The 14851-nt window shown below is 63.7% G+C and carries 16 protein-coding genes; 3 read left to right on the top strand and 13 right to left on the bottom strand.

Annotated features, from left to right (window positions below; translation table 11 throughout):
- Nucleotides 1-24: 24 nt before the first annotated feature.
- The 3 genes from G503_RS0100650 to G503_RS0100640 are packed head-to-tail and all read right to left on the bottom strand — an operon-like array spanning nt 25 to nt 1005.
- The gene (locus G503_RS0100650; RefSeq protein ID WP_035021226.1) at nt 25-231 is read right to left on the bottom strand and encodes a hypothetical protein; all 207 of its coding nucleotides are present in this window, start codon (nt 229-231) and stop codon (nt 25-27) included.
- Nucleotides 228-788, bottom strand: coding sequence for a DUF3990 domain-containing protein (locus tag G503_RS0100645; protein WP_028026059.1), 561 nt, complete (start codon nt 786-788; stop codon nt 228-230). Before G503_RS0100645 ends, G503_RS0100650 begins: the two co-directional genes overlap by 4 nt.
- Nucleotides 772-1005, bottom strand: coding sequence for a DUF3791 domain-containing protein (locus G503_RS0100640; protein WP_028026058.1), 234 nt, complete (start codon nt 1003-1005; stop codon nt 772-774). The genes G503_RS0100645 and G503_RS0100640 overlap by 17 nt, the downstream gene beginning before the upstream one ends.
- Before the next feature lie 129 nt (nt 1006-1134).
- Here G503_RS0100640 and G503_RS16155 point away from each other — a divergent pair, with 129 nt between their 5' ends.
- Together G503_RS16155 and G503_RS0100630 are read left to right on the top strand one after the other, a co-directional pair.
- Nucleotides 1135-1305: a hypothetical protein gene (locus G503_RS16155; protein ID WP_156891841.1), complete on the top strand. Its 171-nt coding sequence runs from the start codon at nt 1135-1137 to the stop codon at nt 1303-1305.
- 326 nt (nt 1306-1631) lie between these two features.
- A complete protein-coding gene (locus tag G503_RS0100630) occupies nt 1632-2117 on the top strand; it encodes an Rrf2 family transcriptional regulator (protein ID WP_028026057.1) in 486 nt (161 codons plus the stop codon).
- A 213-nt stretch (nt 2118-2330) separates the two neighbouring features.
- On the opposite strand, the gene G503_RS0100625 is transcribed toward G503_RS0100630, so the two are convergent.
- From G503_RS0100625 to folE, 8 genes are all read right to left on the bottom strand, one after another.
- Nucleotides 2331-3980 (bottom strand): Na+/H+ antiporter NhaC family protein, encoded by a 1650-nt coding sequence (locus G503_RS0100625; RefSeq protein WP_028026056.1) that lies wholly within the window; start codon nt 3978-3980, stop codon nt 2331-2333.
- A gap of 481 nt (nt 3981-4461) precedes the next feature.
- The gene (locus G503_RS12935; RefSeq protein WP_051190788.1) at nt 4462-6042 is read right to left on the bottom strand and encodes a sodium:solute symporter family protein; all 1581 of its coding nucleotides are present in this window, start codon (nt 6040-6042) and stop codon (nt 4462-4464) included.
- A 149-nt stretch (nt 6043-6191) separates the two neighbouring features.
- Nucleotides 6192-6470 (bottom strand): hypothetical protein, encoded by a 279-nt coding sequence (locus tag G503_RS0100615; protein ID WP_028026055.1) that lies wholly within the window; start codon nt 6468-6470, stop codon nt 6192-6194.
- A gap of 205 nt (nt 6471-6675) precedes the next feature.
- Nucleotides 6676-7647 carry an alpha/beta fold hydrolase gene (locus G503_RS15370; RefSeq protein WP_235715464.1) on the bottom strand — a complete coding sequence of 324 codons (972 nt, stop codon included), beginning with the start codon at nt 7645-7647 and terminating at the stop codon, nt 6676-6678.
- A gap of 51 nt (nt 7648-7698) precedes the next feature.
- Nucleotides 7699-9921: a 2-succinyl-5-enolpyruvyl-6-hydroxy-3-cyclohexene-1-carboxylate synthase gene (gene menD / locus G503_RS12925; protein WP_235715454.1), complete on the bottom strand. Its 2223-nt coding sequence runs from the start codon at nt 9919-9921 to the stop codon at nt 7699-7701.
- On the bottom strand, nt 9918-11204 hold the full coding sequence (locus tag G503_RS0100600; protein ID WP_028026054.1) for an isochorismate synthase: 1287 nt from the start codon (nt 11202-11204) through the stop codon (nt 9918-9920). Before G503_RS0100600 ends, menD begins: the two co-directional genes overlap by 4 nt.
- Nucleotides 11205-11630: 426 nt before the next feature.
- Complete coding sequence (locus tag G503_RS0100595) at nt 11631-11906, bottom strand: ACT domain-containing protein (protein ID WP_028026053.1); 276 nt, start codon at nt 11904-11906, stop codon at nt 11631-11633.
- 17 nt (nt 11907-11923) lie between these two features.
- Nucleotides 11924-12484: a GTP cyclohydrolase I FolE gene (folE, locus tag G503_RS0100590; RefSeq protein WP_028026052.1), complete on the bottom strand. Its 561-nt coding sequence runs from the start codon at nt 12482-12484 to the stop codon at nt 11924-11926.
- Between the two features lie 115 nt (nt 12485-12599).
- Between folE and mscL the strand changes: the two genes are divergently transcribed.
- On the top strand, nt 12600-13079 hold the full coding sequence (gene mscL, locus G503_RS0100585) for a large conductance mechanosensitive channel protein MscL (RefSeq protein ID WP_028026051.1): 480 nt from the start codon (nt 12600-12602) through the stop codon (nt 13077-13079).
- Nucleotides 13080-13275: 196 nt separating this feature from the next.
- On the opposite strand, the gene rlmH is transcribed toward mscL, so the two are convergent.
- Together rlmH and G503_RS0100575 are read right to left on the bottom strand one after the other, a co-directional pair.
- Nucleotides 13276-13746, bottom strand: coding sequence for a 23S rRNA (pseudouridine(1915)-N(3))-methyltransferase RlmH (gene rlmH, locus G503_RS0100580; RefSeq protein WP_028026050.1), 471 nt, complete (start codon nt 13744-13746; stop codon nt 13276-13278).
- 253 nt (nt 13747-13999) lie between these two features.
- The gene (locus tag G503_RS0100575; protein ID WP_028026049.1) at nt 14000-14788 is read right to left on the bottom strand and encodes an exodeoxyribonuclease III; all 789 of its coding nucleotides are present in this window, start codon (nt 14786-14788) and stop codon (nt 14000-14002) included.
- Nucleotides 14789-14851 lie beyond the last annotated feature (63 nt).

The following is a 14851-nucleotide window of genomic DNA, read 5'->3' as shown; positions in this document are numbered from 1 at the left end:
CGACATTGATCCCCGACAGGAAGCTTATCCCTCGTAGGCGCGAGCTGCAGCGCTCGGTCCGTCCCACCAGAGCTTAAGCGAGTCATCGAAAAGCTGAACGCCCGTTTTCGACGAAAGAAAATCCACGAGAACAACCGTGGGCGGCTCGCCGCTCTCTCGGGAGATTTGATCGATGGCCATCGTGGCCGTCAAATCTATGGCATTGGAAATGGCGGAAGCAGCCGGGGTCATACGCGCTCGCCCCCCTCGTAGGCAAGATGGGCCAGAGCTTTCTCGCTTCGGAAGCAGAACTGGTCCGTCAGGCGTTCCGGCAAAAGCAGGCTGATGCATATCTCATCTGCTTGAGAGGATCCGAGCGGGCCGAAGGCCCCAGCCATATAGGTTGTAATGGTCGCGTTCGTGGCATCGTTGGCAATTTTTCCAGCAATTACATCAAAGGCAATGCATTCCGCAAGAACCTCTGGGAATGCGCCCTCTTTTCTATGGGCGACAACACAGTGAAGCCAAGGTTCATCAGCTTCGTCAAATGCCAAAATACTCAGGGGCTCTCCCTGGTCATGATACAAATAACTGGACACCCATCCCCGCTTATAGCCAGATTCCACCAGTCCGTTCGCCTTGGCTTTTCTCAGGGAAAGGGAGGCGAAACTGCGTGCCTGTTCCAGCGAGCTTGTGAGGTAGAAGCCTTGGCCAAAGTCCTTAAACTTTGCGCACTTGGCAATATCGGGGCACTCCACAAGGGTATAGCTGCCATGATAAAGGCGGAGTCCATCAACAAGTTGCTGCATCGGCCATCGCCCCTCTCCGCTCCATCAGCTGGGTAATGTCCGCAAAAATAGCCTCGTCGCCCTCCATGTGAAGCAGATCGTAGTTGTCCTCGATATATTGGGGTACCTGAAATGCTGCAAGACGCTTAACCGCCTCATCGATAGGAACCCCCCACGCTTCCGCCGCCTTACGCACAAGGCGAACCTGCATATATATAATCTGCTGCCGCCGCTCCATAACAAAACCTTCCTCGGAATGGCGCTTTTAGCGGGCCTTTTATCTACGAGAATTATACCTTCTTCTTCACTTTCCGAATGGGGCATCAAGCAAGTATATAGAAAACTGCTTACCTGAAGATTGAGCCAAATGGGCGACCTTGTGTTCGGCCTGGTAACGCTTGGCTCTCTTGTGCTGGCAGCTTTCAATCTGTGTCCCGTTGATTGGCTCTGGGCCGCCCTCACCATCGCCGTGGCCGCCTTCTGGACGTTTGCCATCTACCGCCGCGCACGCCGCGCGCAGCGCTCGCGCGAGCGCTAGCCCCGTCACGCCCCACCGCGTCGCCCCCGTTGCCCACGTTGCGGGCGGGCTTGAGCCCCCCGGCCGCAACCGAGGCGGCGCCGCCTGCGGAGAAGCCCCAGCCCGGTCGTTTCTCACGAAACGGCAACGTATGCGAATCGGCCCGCTCATCGTTTGGTACAACCCTTGTATAAGCGGTTTCCCCATGGCTACACTGCAAGTGTCGGATGGCAAAACAGACCGCCTCCGGCACATCTTCGGGTGACGCGCACCGACGGCACGTCGGATGCGGCTGTCGATGCGGCGCACGCTGCAGCCCGGAGGTGTCGGCAAGATAGGAGGCTGCAGTGCAACTGAAAGCATCAACAGATTATGGACTGCGCGCCGTTCTGTACCTGGCCGCGCAGGAGCAAACCTGCTCGTCGAAAGATATCGCCCAGGACATGTCGATTCCTCGCGACTATCTGATCCAGCTGGCGCAGCTTTTGCGCAATGCCGGCATCATCGAGGCACGACCCGGTAAGCACGGTGGGTATCGACTGGCAAAAAGTCCCGCCGACATCACGCTTTTGCAGGTGGTGAACGCCCTTGACGACGATGCCAAGGACACCACACGTGCACGGCGCAAGGATCGCGCCGGCGCTCCCATGGTCCAGGGCATCAAGCGCGCCTACGACTTGGTTCTCGACGGCTACGACGCCTACTTCGACAGCATCACGCTGGACATGCTGCTCAACTGTTCACGCGACGAGAAGATGGGCAAGGAGTTTTTGGCCGGACGCCTCATCGCCGAGAGCCAACGCCTGCTCGCCGAGGCCGCAGCCGCGGCCTAGACCGCGCCGCTTCCGTAATCACCCACAGAAAAAAGCCCCTGAACAGGGGCTTTTTCATGATTTGAGTCAGTGTCGGGAGCGCAGGCCACCCGCAGGGCCGCCAACGGCCACGGCCCCCGCAGCCCCCGCAGCTCAGCCCGCGTCACTCCACGAAAAAGGCTCCCCACGGGGAGCCTTTTCGCGTTCGCGGAAACGGGAAACCCGCCAGGCAGCCTACTTCTCGGCAGCAGCCCGCTTCGCCTCCATCTTGGTGAGCACGAGCACAGCCACCACGATGAGCACAAGGCCCAGACCCAGGGAGATCCACGGCGTCTTGGTGATACCGGCGATGATGTAGCCCACGAAGCACACAACCATGACCAAGGTGGCGTAGGGAATCTGCGTGGCCACGTGGCGCAGGTGGTTGCACTTGGCACCGGCTGAGGACAGGATGGTGGTATCCGAGATGGGCGAGATGTGATCGCCGTACACCGCACCGGCCAGAGCCGAGCCCACCGCCACGAGGAACAGCGGGTCGCTTGCATCGAACACGCCGATGATGATGGGCAGGATGAGCGCGATAGTGCCCCAGCTGGTGCCCATGGCGAACCCGATGAACGCCGCCACCAGGAAGATGATAGCCGGCAGCAGGTCGAGGCCCACACCCAGGCCGTTCAGGAAGCCGGACACGAACTCGCCGGTGCCCAGCAGGTAGCGGCAGCAGCCGCCGAGGGACCAGGCCAGCACGAGGATCATGATGGCGCCGATCATGGAGCGCACGCCCTCGGACATGGCCTCCACGAAACCGCCGAGGTTCATGAGCTTGCGGGGCAGGAACATAATGGCGGCGCACACGAGCGCCACGCAGGCGCCGATGCACAGGCCCATGACCGGGTTCTCGCCCACGGCCGTGGCGAAGTCGACGCCGCTGAAGAAACCGCCCATGTACATCATGCCCAGGATAGAGAACACGATGAGCACGAGAATGGGCACGATGAGATCCCAAATGGTGCCGCGGTCGGAGATGTTGAGGCCCTTGTACTCCTCGATGGCGCCGGCAGCCGCATCGTCCACGTCGCCTTCCTCGGTCACCACCGTGGGGATGTTCGGCGCGCCTTCCAGATCGACCTGGGCCTTGTCGGCAATGCGGGCCAGCGACACGGCCTCAAGGGCCGAGCCGGCCGACGGAATGCGATCATTGGCCACATCCTGAGCCGCCGCCATGGGACCGAAGTCCTTCTGGATGAACAGCATGAAGAACACGAAGAAGATGGTGAGCAGCGCGTAGAAGTTGTAGGGAATGGAGGCCACGAAGGTGTTGAAGCCGTCCTCGCCCATGTAGCCGCCCACGGCCACGGCCCACGAGGACACCGGCGCGATGATGCAGACCGGGGCCGCCGTGGAGTCGATGATCCAGGCGAGCTTCTCGTGGCTGACCTTGAACTTGTCGGTCACCGGGCGCATGACGGCGCCCACGGTGAGGCAGTTGAAGTAGTCGTCCACGAAGATGATGATGCCCAGAAGCGCCGTGAGGATGGAGGCGGCCCGGGCGTTCTTCACGTGGGTAGTCACCCATTCCGCGTAGGCCCGGGAACCGCCGGCCGTGGCGATGACCACGGTGAGCGCCCCCAAAAGCGCAAGGAACAGCAAGAGCGCCCCGTTGCCGGCAATTTGCTCGGCCATCATCTGGGGCACCATGGTGAAGGAGGCCACCAATTGCTCGGCACCGGCGCCATTCAGCGTGAACTGGTAAATGATCATGCCCACGAACACGCCGACGGTCAGCGACGAGTACACCTCCTTCGTGATCAGGGCCAGTACCAGCGCCAGAATCGGCGGCACGATAGACCACAGGCCCGTGGCTATAAGATCGAATCCTTCCATAACTCTCCTTCCGTTCGCGCCCTCCCCTGCGAAGTGGCCGAACGCTCGGACTACAGATGGGCATAAGTATATCCGAGTTGGTAAAGTTTGGCGGCGCTATCGCCCAGGCAATTGCGCAGAATGGGCCGAACCGGCTCTCGAGAGCCCCTCCCGCGACCCCGAGCGATCCCGAGCAACCCCGCAAAGGGACCAAAGTGGGCATTCGCGACACGGCACAGAAGAAAACTGTCACAAAACCCCGGTTTGGTTCCCCCGAGTATGCCCCAAAAGAGCACTTTGCTTCCGAAACTCAGCAAAACACCAGGTCAACTTTCCCCTATAAGCGCCCAAAAAGGCGGTGAGGGAACCAAAGCGGGCTTTTGTGTCAATAATCCGGGAAGAGGTGTCGCTAAAAGGCGCTTTGGTTCCCGCGAAAGGCGGCCCCGAGGCAGCGCACCTCCTGCACGCTTGCGGTAAACGGTGCCGTGGCGGCGGCGCGTCCCTACACGTCAGTTGCAGCACCCACCTGGGCGCTGGCGAGCTCCTCCTGCGCCAGTTCGCGGTCGTACTCGCGATCGATGGCGCCATCGGGCGTGGGCGGCTTGATCTGGAACGGCACCGCTGGCGTGAACAAACTCACCACCGGCACGATGGCCAGGGAGATCAGCATGCACAGCGCGCCGCAGTTGATGGGACTCGCGATAAGCGGCGTGCCACCGAACAGCCCCAGGCCCATGTTCACCGCGGTCAGGCCCACGCCCACAGCGAACGAGCACCACACGGCCGCCTTCGAGATGCGGCCCGAGTACAGGCCCCACAGGAAGGGGCCGAGGAACGAGCCGGCCAGCGCGCCCCAGGAGTAGCCCATCAGCTGGGCGATGAACACGATACTGGAATGGTACTGGAACAGCGCGATAACCGCCGAAATGGCGATGAACACCACCAACAGGCCGCGCATCCAGGTCAGCTGCTGCTTCTCGGACATATTCTTGATGAGATTGCCCTTGATGAGGTCGATGGTGAGCGTGGACGACGACGTGAGCACGAGCGACGACAGCGTGGACATGGACGCTGACAGCACCAGCACGATCACCAGGCCGATAAGCACATCAGGCAGGGTTGACAGCATGGTAGGAATGATGGAGTCGTAAACCGGCGTGCCGTTGGCCGCGTACTCGATCTGGCCCTCGTAGAGGCGCCCGAAGCCGCCGAGGAAGTAGGAGCCGCCCGCCACGACAAACGCGAACACCGTGGAGATGATGGCGCCCTGCTTAATGGCGGGACCCGTCTTGATGGCGTAGAACTTCTGTACCATCTGCGGCAGGCCCCAGGTACCGAGCGAGGTAAGGATAACCACACCGAGCAGGTTGAACAGATCGGGCCCGAAGAAGCTGATGAAAGGCCCTTGCATAGCCGTACCCTCGGCGGGGATTTGCGACAGACTGATAATGGCCTCGGAAAAGCCGCCGTTGTTCAGAATGACCGCCACGATAACCGCGATAATGCCGAGCAGCATCACGATGCCTTGGATGAAGTCGTTCATCACCGTAGCCATGTAACCACCGAGCACCACATAGAGGCAGGTGACCACGGCCATCCCGATCACGCAGGCGTCATAGGGCAGGGCGAAGGCCATGCCGAACAGGCGCGACAAACCATTGTACACGCTGGCCGTATAGGGAATGAGGAACACGAAGATGATGGCCGCCGCCGCAATGCGCAGCGCCCGGGAATCGTAGCGCTTCCCGAAGAACTCCGGCATGGTGGCGGCTTTCAGGCGATGAGTGATCTCGCGGGTGCGCGGGCCTAAGATCCACCAGGCGAGCAGCGATCCCAAAATGGCGTTGCCGATGCCAGCCCAGGTGGCCGACAGGCCGTACTTGAAGCCGAATTGTCCAGCATAGCCCACGAACACCACGGCCGAAAAATAGCTGGTGCCGTAGGCGAAAGCGCTCATCCACGGGCCCACGTTGCGGCCGCCCAAGATAAAGCCGTCAACCGTACCGGTATGACGTCGGCAGTAGATGCCCACGGCCACCGCAACGGCGACAAAGGCCACTACTAGAAGAATTTTCGCGATCATCTTTTTCTTCTTTCTCGTCGTGCTTTTCCTGCCCACCGTCGCTTTCCCCCGACGGCGCGAGTTTCGCGCGCCCTGCGGCCCGCACCAATTCCGCACACGACTTTTCGCCTGTGGCTACAAAAAAATAGCCACGGGCGAAAACCCGTGTGCTAAAGGTATCGAAACTCAAATTGTGGGGAGATCTCGCGCGGGGACTGCTGGGCCAAGTGCTGGCTGGCCACAGCGCGGGCGGCCTCGGCGATACACTGGGCGGCCTTGTGCGCACTAGTCAGGGCACGCTCGACCGACTCGGTGCAACACTGGGCGGCCTTATGCGCGCTCATGAGAGCGCAGGCCACCGCGCCGCACGACTGCTGGGCGATATGCTGGCTCGCCACGGCCAGCGCCGCGTCGTCCATGCCGCTTTTATGTCCCTGCACGAAATTCATGGCCGCTACTTTAGCACAATAAAGAAAGTTTGCAGGTCATAATTTATCGAAATGTCCGCCAGCGCGTTTTTGGCTTGGAATCGACGGTTTGGGGGACGAAGGCTTCAGTTCGAAGTAGTGGGACCTGGGGTTTTGGAGCGAAGCGACGGTTTTTGCCCCTTGTTTTGCTGGATTTTCGGGCGTTTTGTCCCCCAAACCGTTCTTTCTAAGCCAGAAATGGGCCAAGTCCACGAAGAAAGGCCTCAGGTTGCTCGAGATGTGTGTTGTGGCCAGCCAGCGGGATGAGGACAACGGGAAGACCGACAGCGCGCACGCGATCGGCCATCGCGGCGTACTTGGCATCGCAAGCGCCGGCCAGGTAGCGCACGGGAAGGCCGGCCTGGCGAACGGCGACCAGGGCGGCCAGGGTTTCGGCCTCAGCAGCCTGATGGTGAGCGCCCCAGGCTTCCAGGGAGCGGGCAAGGGACTCAGCGTCGTGGGCCTCGCGCTCGGCGCGGATGGCGGCGCGGGCAACCGGGGGCAGGTCGCGCTGGGTGGCGAACAGGGGCAGTGTCTCCCACCAGTCCATGAAGGCCGCGACCCCCTCATCGCGCAGCCGTGCGGCCCATTCCCCGTTGCGACGCGCCAGCACGGCGCGGGCAGCCTCGTCGGTCGGCCCCAAACCGGCACTTTCCAGCACAAGACCGACCAGGGGAAGGTCGGGGTGACGCACGAGGGTCTCGGCGGCAATACGGCCGCCCATGGAGTAGCCGACGAGCACCGGGACTCCTTCCGCCCGTGCCACCAGGTGCACAATGGCGGCCACGCGGTCGCACACCGCCCCCAGCGAAGCGAGGGGGTCGGCGATCGGATGGTCGGCCGGATCGCTGGTCGGACTGGCGGCGACGTCACAAGCCGGGTCGGCGACCAGATCACCCGTTGGGCTGCCGGATCGGTCGCAAGCCGCGTCGCCAGTCGCCGTCAACTCTTCCCCGCAGTCGCACGCACGAAGGGCAAGGCCACTCTCTGGCTCAAACAGGTTCGGGGCATAGGTGCGCCGAACCTGCTCCTGGAGGACCGACGCGATCCCATTCCACGATGCGGGGGTTTGGGCGAACCCGTGCAGCAGAATTACCGGAGTCTTCTCCGGCCGCCCTGCGATCGGCGTCTTCCGCCAGCTCAGCCCGGCTATCGGCATCTTCCGCCGCTCTTCTGGCACAGCGCTCTCCTCCTCCCGTATTGCGGCCGCCTAGGCCTGGTAGGGAGCGTAGCGGTCGCGCACACCGCGCAGGGGCAGGGCGACTTCGATGAGGCTGATGCCCGGGTGTCCCAAGAAACCCGCATAGGCCTCACGAAAGTCCCGCACCGAGGTCACCCGGGCCGAGGGCACCATAAAGGCATCGGCAGCTGCCTGGAAATCCACGTCCTGGGGCGCCAGGAACAGACGCTCGAAGTAGGGATCGTCGGAAGCTTGGGGCAACATGTCGAAGATGGCTCCGCCGTTGTTGTTCAGAAGCACAACGACGATGGACGGCACGGTCGCCTCGGGCTCGCCATCGTCGAGCAGGGATCCCTCGTCAACGGCAACAGGAGCAGCGACGGCTCCGACATCCATGGTCCCGTCACCGGCCAGCGTGACATCGGCGATAGGGTCGAAGGCCACCGTGGCATCGGGGTCGGGCGCCGCATGGGCCCCGCGACGCGGTGCGAAGGCACCTGCGGCGCGGGCCGACGGCACGGCCGAGGGGCATGCCGCGGCGCTCTCGGCCTCCGCGATGTTTGCCGCGGGCACCGCGGCCTCCCCTTCCGCAGCGCTCTTGTGCATCTGCTTAATCTCGCGCTGGAGCGCCAAGGCATTCAGGTCGTGCAGCAACGTGAAATCACCGGTGAGAAACGTCGTCTGAGCGAAGTGCTGGGCCACGCCCAAAGCCGTGGACACCACGCCGTCGATGCCGTTCTGGCCCCGATTCGCCATTACCGCGATGGGCTTTCCATCCTTCAGATAGAACGTGTCCAGAGCGCGAATGGGCATGGAGTTGGCCGAGAACAGGCACGACCCCTCGGGAATCAGCTCCAGCAGAGCGCGCACATAGGCGCCCTCCACCTCGCCGGCCTTCTCCACCGCGAGCACCCGCAGGCGCGCCTCGTCGTTGGCGGCCACCCAGGCCTCGGCGAAGTTCCGCTGCACCTTGCGGCCCTCGCCGTGCCAAGAGCTGCGCACGAAACCGAGGGGCGTGGTGCCCACGAACACGTCGGTAGCCAGGTTGAAGTCGCGTGTTTCGGCCACATCCACCACGATGGACAGCGGACGCGCCTTCTCAAGGAAGGCCGTGGCGGCCTTCGACACGGGATAGCGGCCGAAGCGGATGACCACCTCGGGGGCCGGGCAGCTGGCGCGGCGGCAGAGGTTGTCGTAGTTGTCGATGACGAGCGGCTCGTCGAGCGAGCGCAAACCCGAGAGCGGGTCGGCCAAAAGCGGAAACGACCAGCGGCGCGCCCAGGCCACGATCTCCTCGGCCTCGGCCAAAGTCTCGCAAGCCCCCTCGCCCACGAGCACGAGGGCGGGACGCTTGCGCAGGGCCTCTTCGATGGCGGCCACACTGGCAGCCGACAGCTGGCCGGTGGAACCGAACAGCGGTCCCACGGTCAGCGACACCGCGTCATCGCCCTTGCGGCGCGCGGGCATGACCGCCCGGGCCCCCAGCGAGAAGCAGTCGCGTGCGCCGCGCAGCACTGCCTGCATATCGGCGCCGGGGAAATCGGGCTTCAAGGGCGCGGCCAGGGGAAAGTTCAGGTGCACGGGACCGGCGTAGTGACCTGAGGCCCGCGCGGCAACCTGGAGGTTCGGGTCGTAGTTCGCCAGCTCGCCGAAGTTGTCAAGGCCGGATCGCAGACCGCCCGCAGCCAGGTCGTCGGCCACGGTGGCCGAGGGACCGAGGGCCGCCAGCACCGCCTCGCGGGCCGCCTGGCGCGCAAAGGCGATATCGCGGTCGCGGCCAGCCGGCAAGGGCATGGCGCGGAAGGCACGCACGTGATCGCCGTAGGCCTTCAGCTGGTCGGTGGTCTGGGGGGCGCCGAGCCCTTGCAGCTGCGGCGGCCGATCGGCCGACAGCACAATGAGAGGCACCCGGGAGGTAGAGGCCTCGATGACAGCTGGATAGTAGTTCGCCAGGGCCGTACCCGACGTGCACACCAAAGCCACGGGCCGCCCGCTCGCCTTCGCCATGCCCAGCGCCAGGAAGGAGGCGCCGCGCTCATCGATATCCACGAAAAGACGCAGGTCGTGGGGGCGGCGACAGGATAGTTCGTGGGCCGCCATGGCCAGGGCCGTCGAGCGCGATCCGGGGCTGACCACCACGTCGCGCACGCCCCAGCGGGTCAGCTCATCGAAGAAGGCCGCCACGAACAGGGCGGTATCCTGCTGATGAGTGGTCGCAGCGGCCAGAGCCGGGGAGGTGGTCGGGGTCATCATGCGTCCTTTCCGAAGGCCGACAGAATGGTCTTCAGCTTCAGGTCAATTTCCTCGTACTCGGCGTCGGGGTCGCTCTCGGCCACAATGCCGCAGCCACCGTAGACCCAGCCGCCCTCGCCGTCGAACACGCCGGTGCGCAGGGCCACGGAGAACTCACCATCGCCGGCGGCATCCACAAAGCCGCAGGCCCCGGCGTAAAATCCGCGGCTGTAGGGCTCGATGGCCCGCAGCAGCATGCGCGCCTCGCCCACCGGGGTGCCGGCCACGGCGGGGGTGGGGTGCAAGTCTTCCATAAGATCAGCTAGGGTGATGCCCGCGAGCACTCGAGCCCGAGCCGGCGTGAACAGATGCTGCACGTGGGCCAGCCGCATGATCTCGGGCGCCGCGGGCACGGCCACGTCGTAGCACACGCGGTCGAGCACGCCGCGGATCAGCTGCACCACGTAATCGTGCTCGGCGCGGTTCTTCCCGTCGGCCATGAGCGCGGCGGCCAGCGCATCTGACGCCTCGGGCGTGGCGCCCACCGGGCAGGTGCCCGCCAGACACATGGACTCCACCCGATCGCCCTGCTTGCGCACGAGCAGCTCGGGCGTGCAGCCGCAGAAGAACACATCGGCGTAGCGGTACAGCAGCACCGTACCGCGCCCGTCGCCATCGATGAGATTCACGAGCAGGTCCTTCGATGAGAAGGGATGGGCCGCTGTCAGACGCTTGCGCCGCGACAGCACCACTTTCGACACACGGCCGGCGGCAATGGCCCCCAGAGCCGCGACCATCTGGGCGTCCCACTGCGCCCGGGAATCCGGCTCCAGCGTGAACGGGATGGCCACCGCCTCGCGCGCCGGCGCCTGAGCGCAGAGCCGCTCGAAGCGCGCCACGCGTCCCGGGTACACCGGCCCCAAGGAATTCACCTGGAGAAAGCGTCCACGCTCGTTCTCGATGAGCACGATTTCCGGCAGCATGAAGCGCAGTCGGGGGAAAGAAGCCATCAGCTCGTCGGCGGGCGCCGGATTCGTGCTGTCGAAGCGGTTGAAAGAGAAGAACACCGGCGGCTGCTGGGCGGCAGCGTCGGCTGTCCCGTGCGTCCCGGCACCCTCGCTGCCGTACTCGCATTCCACCTCGCGCAAACTCGGTAGCGCGATGCAGCGGCCAAGCCCCATATAGCGGCAAGCGCGCTGCTTGTCGTAGTACACGAACTGGTCGGTAAAGCCTTTCTGCAGCACGCAAAAGGCATCCACCAGATCCGCTTCGATGGGCACATTGCAGGTGTAGATTTTCGTCATAGCAACCTCGCGCTCCAACCGCTCAACCGCTTCACTCGCACATCATGTTACAGCCGGCACAATCCGGGCTTATCCGAAGACATCTCGCGCACAACTTCGCCGGTGACAGATTGGGGGATAAAAATGCACGTTTTTCGAGATATATAGCAAACCCATCTCAGCCAAACACCGCATTTCCCTCATCCGTATTGGAATTCCCCAGATCAAACGCACCACGAACCTCTGATCGGCCCCGCACCATGCAGCCCGCGGACGCAAATTTGCTGCATAAGTCGAATTACGCGCATTTCCCATCCGGTTTTTGTCACCAGCTTTGCCGGCGGATTCGAGCGGATTGGCCTACGCCCACCCCCCCGTCTGCATCGGAGCAGCACCGCCCGCAACACAAAGCGAAGCCCTCCCTTACGGGATCTCCTTTTGCGCCGCTTAAATCTGGTACATGGCCTGGAAGACGTCCTCGCGCTGGATGAGCACTTGCATGCCGAGGCTCTCGCCGGTGGCGGCCAGGCGCTCCTGCACGGTGTTGAAGTCGGCGGTGGCCACGTCCAGCGACACCATCATGGTCATGGAGAACATGCGGCCCTCACCCAGAATGGTCTGGGAGATGTCGTCGATGTTGGCGCCGCACTCGGCCAGCACGCCAGCGATGGCGGCAACGACACCGGAACGGTCCTTGCCCAGAACGGAGATAACGCACTTCATAGGGGACTTCCTCTCTATTAGCGGAAAATCAGCGACAGCGCTTCGGCGCGGGCGTCGGCGTCGGTTGTAAAGCAGCCGCGCACGGCCCGGGTCGTCGTCTTCGCGCCGGGCTTCTTCACACCGCGCATGGACATGCACAAATGCTCCGCCTCGATGACCACGATGACCCCGGCCGGATTGAGCGCCTCCACCAGGGTGTCGGCGATCTGGCCGGTCAGGCGCTCCTGCACCTGGGGACGCTTCGCGAAGCCGTCCACGAGCCGGGCCAGCTTCGAGATGCCGCAGATGCGGCCGTCCTCGCCGGGGATGTAGGCCACGTGCGCCCGCCCGAAGAACGGCGCCAAGTGGTGCTCGCACATGCTGTAGAAGGGGATGTCGCCCACCAGCACAATCTCGCTGTGGCCCTCATCAAAGGTCACGTCGAAATGGCGCGACGGGTCTTCCTCCAGGCCCCCGAGCACTTCCTCGTACATACGGGCCACGCGCGCGGGCGTTTCCAGCAGCCCCTCGCGGTTGGGGTCTTCTCCGATACCTTCCAAAATCAGGCGCACGCCTGCTTCAATCTTCGCTGTATCCACGGTTGTCGTAACTCCTTGTAAACGGTTGGGGCCATGTTATCACGACGCTATAGACGCGCGGCGAAAGAGCGGGATAATACCAAGACAGAAGGCATCACACGAGAAGGGACTGCCCATGAAAGGCCTCCTCGCCGAGTTCAAGGAATTCATCAACCGCGGCAACGTGATCGACATGGCCGTCGGCATCATCATCGGCGCGGCGTTCACCGCTATCGTCACGTCGCTGACCGAGGACATCATCAACCCGCTCATCAAGCTCATCACCGGGGGCAATGGCACCGACGTGGCCGGCCTCACCATCCCCGTGGCAGGTACCGCCAACGGCATCGACTTCGGGGCCTTCATCAGCGCCATCATCAACTTCCTCATTGTGGCCTGGGTGGTGTTCATGATCGTGAAGGCCTTCAACAAGATGAAAGACGGCACGGCGAAGCTGCCCTTCCTCAAGAACGCCAAAGGCGAGGAGGTCATCGAGCACGCTCCCACCTGCCCCTTCTGCCTGGAGGAGATCAACGTGGGCGCCACCCGCTGCCCCCACTGCACTGCCGAGCTGCCCGCTCCTGCCGCGGTGACCGTGGAGGTCGTGGCGAAATAGGGCTGCGGAACGGCGGCGCAACGGACGAGGGAGGCTTCCCGGAAGAGCTACCGCCATCTCCTATGGACAAAAAACGACGGTTCTCGTAGTCTGGGCAAGTGACCGGCGAGCGTTTTCCCTGGTCTCGTTCAATGATCGCGCCCCACCGTGCCTTCTAAACTACGATAACCGTCGTTTTTTGTCCACACAAGCGCCCCTACTTGTGATACGGCTCGCCGCGGGAGATCTTAAAGGCGCGGTAGATCTGCTCGAGCAGCACCACCCGGGCCAGGTTGTGGGGCAGCGTGATGGGACCGAAGGAGAAGGTCTCGTCGGCCCGGGCGCGCACAGCCTCGCTCACGCCGTCCGAGCCGCCGATGACGAAGGCCAGGTCGCTGTCCCCGCGCAGGGCCAGCTCGTCCAGGTGCCGGGAAAAATCCACGCTGGAGCGCTGCTTCCCCTCGATGGCCATGAGAATGATCCGCGCCCCTTCCGGCACCGCTGCCAGAATGCCCTCGCCCTCGCGGTCGCGGGCCGCTTCCACGCCCCCAGCCCGGGCCGGATCCACATCCGCGATCTCGGCCACGGCCACCTTGGCATAGGGCCGCAGCCGCTTCAGGTACTCGTCGCAGGCCGCCGTCCAGAACTTCTCCTTCAGCTTGCCCACGGCAATAACGGTAATGCGCAACATGACGATCCTTTCGGAAGGGGTTGTGACGAGCCGGCTGCCGCAAGCTCGGCGGGTGGCCCGCAGGCCACCCCTACGGGAAGGGAGTGCGACTTGGCGGACGGACGGGAGGGCGAGTGGGCGGGCTGAAGGCCGCCCCTACGGGACCACGAGGGCGCAGCCGGGACAGGGCGCCGGTCGAGAGGGCGCGGCCGGGGCAGGGCGCGACGAGCGCCCGACCGTCCCTTTGAAGCCGCGGGAGACGCAGACGCCCTTACGCAAGATCCAGATCGAGGCCCACGGGGCAGTGGTCGGAGCCCTCTACGTCGTCGTAGATGCTCGCGGCCACCACCGCATCACGCAGGGCGTCGCTCACAAGGAAGTAGTCGATGCGCCATCCCGCGTTGGTGGAACGGGCGCGGAACCGATAGCTCCACCAGGTGTAGCGCCCCATCTCCTCGGGATGCAGCAGGCGGAAGGTGTCGGTGAAGCCCGCATCCAACAGCTCGGTGAACTTCCCGCGCTCCTCGTCAGAAAAGCCCGAGGCCCCGCGGTTGGGACCGGGGTTCTTCAGGTCAATCTCCTGATGAGCCACGTTGAAGTCGCCGCACATCACCACAGGCTTCGGGTCGCTCGCCTCGCCGCTCGGCAGGATGCCGGCCTCCAACCCCTTGCAGAAGTCGCGGAAGGCGTCGTCCCATTCCATGCGGTGGTCGATGCGGGCCAGCTCGTTCTGGGAGTTCGGCGTGTACACGTCCACGAACCAGAAACCGGGGAACTCGCAGGCCACAATGCGCCCCTCGGCATCCAGATAGTCGTTGCCCAGGCCGTGCAGCACGCGCAGGGGCTCCTCGCGGGTGAACACCACGGTGCCCGAATAGCCCTTCTTCTCGGCGGCGCTCCAATACTGGTGGTAGCCGGGCAGATCCAGCTCCACCTGGCCTACCTGGCACTTGGTTTCCTGCAGGGCGAAGATGTCGGCGTCGAAGGCATCGAACACTTCCAGGAAGTTCTTCTTCAGCACGGCGCGGATGCCGTTCACGTTCCACGAAACGAATCGCATGGGTCTCCTTTACTGACAAGAGGGCCCCGGGAAACCCCGAGGCCCTCTGCGGTCGCTCACGTG

This window comes from Adlercreutzia mucosicola DSM 19490, from assembly GCF_000422625.1.
Lineage (GTDB): Bacteria > Actinomycetota > Coriobacteriia > Coriobacteriales > Eggerthellaceae > Adlercreutzia > Adlercreutzia mucosicola.
Note: the sequence above shows the minus strand (reverse complement) of the source record. Positions and strands in the feature narration are given on the sequence as shown.

What these genes read in the sequence shown, in the direction of transcription:
- G503_RS0100650 (WP_035021226.1), bottom strand. Translation starts at nt 231, where the DNA reads ATGACCCCGGCTGCTTCCGCCATTTCCAATGCCATAGATTTGACGGCC.
- G503_RS0100645 (WP_028026059.1), bottom strand. Translation starts at nt 788, where the DNA reads ATGCAGCAACTTGTTGATGGACTCCGCCTTTATCATGGCAGCTATACC.
- G503_RS0100640 (WP_028026058.1), bottom strand. Translation starts at nt 1,005, where the DNA reads ATGGAGCGGCGGCAGCAGATTATATATATGCAGGTTCGCCTTGTGCGT.
- G503_RS16155 (WP_156891841.1), top strand. Translation starts at nt 1,135, where the DNA reads ATGGGCGACCTTGTGTTCGGCCTGGTAACGCTTGGCTCTCTTGTGCTG.
- G503_RS0100625 (WP_028026056.1), bottom strand. Translation starts at nt 3,980, where the DNA reads ATGGAAGGATTCGATCTTATAGCCACGGGCCTGTGGTCTATCGTGCCG.
- G503_RS12935 (WP_051190788.1), bottom strand. Translation starts at nt 6,042, where the DNA reads ATGATCGCGAAAATTCTTCTAGTAGTGGCCTTTGTCGCCGTTGCGGTG.
- G503_RS0100615 (WP_028026055.1), bottom strand. Translation starts at nt 6,470, where the DNA reads ATGAATTTCGTGCAGGGACATAAAAGCGGCATGGACGACGCGGCGCTG.
- G503_RS15370 (WP_235715464.1), bottom strand. Translation starts at nt 7,647, where the DNA reads ATGCCGATAGCCGGGCTGAGCTGGCGGAAGACGCCGATCGCAGGGCGG.
- menD (WP_235715454.1), bottom strand. Translation starts at nt 9,921, where the DNA reads ATGATGACCCCGACCACCTCCCCGGCTCTGGCCGCTGCGACCACTCAT.
- G503_RS0100600 (WP_028026054.1), bottom strand. Translation starts at nt 11,204, where the DNA reads ATGACGAAAATCTACACCTGCAATGTGCCCATCGAAGCGGATCTGGTG.
- G503_RS0100595 (WP_028026053.1), bottom strand. Translation starts at nt 11,906, where the DNA reads ATGAAGTGCGTTATCTCCGTTCTGGGCAAGGACCGTTCCGGTGTCGTT.
- mscL (WP_028026051.1), top strand. Translation starts at nt 12,600, where the DNA reads ATGAAAGGCCTCCTCGCCGAGTTCAAGGAATTCATCAACCGCGGCAAC.
- G503_RS0100575 (WP_028026049.1), bottom strand. Translation starts at nt 14,788, where the DNA reads ATGCGATTCGTTTCGTGGAACGTGAACGGCATCCGCGCCGTGCTGAAG.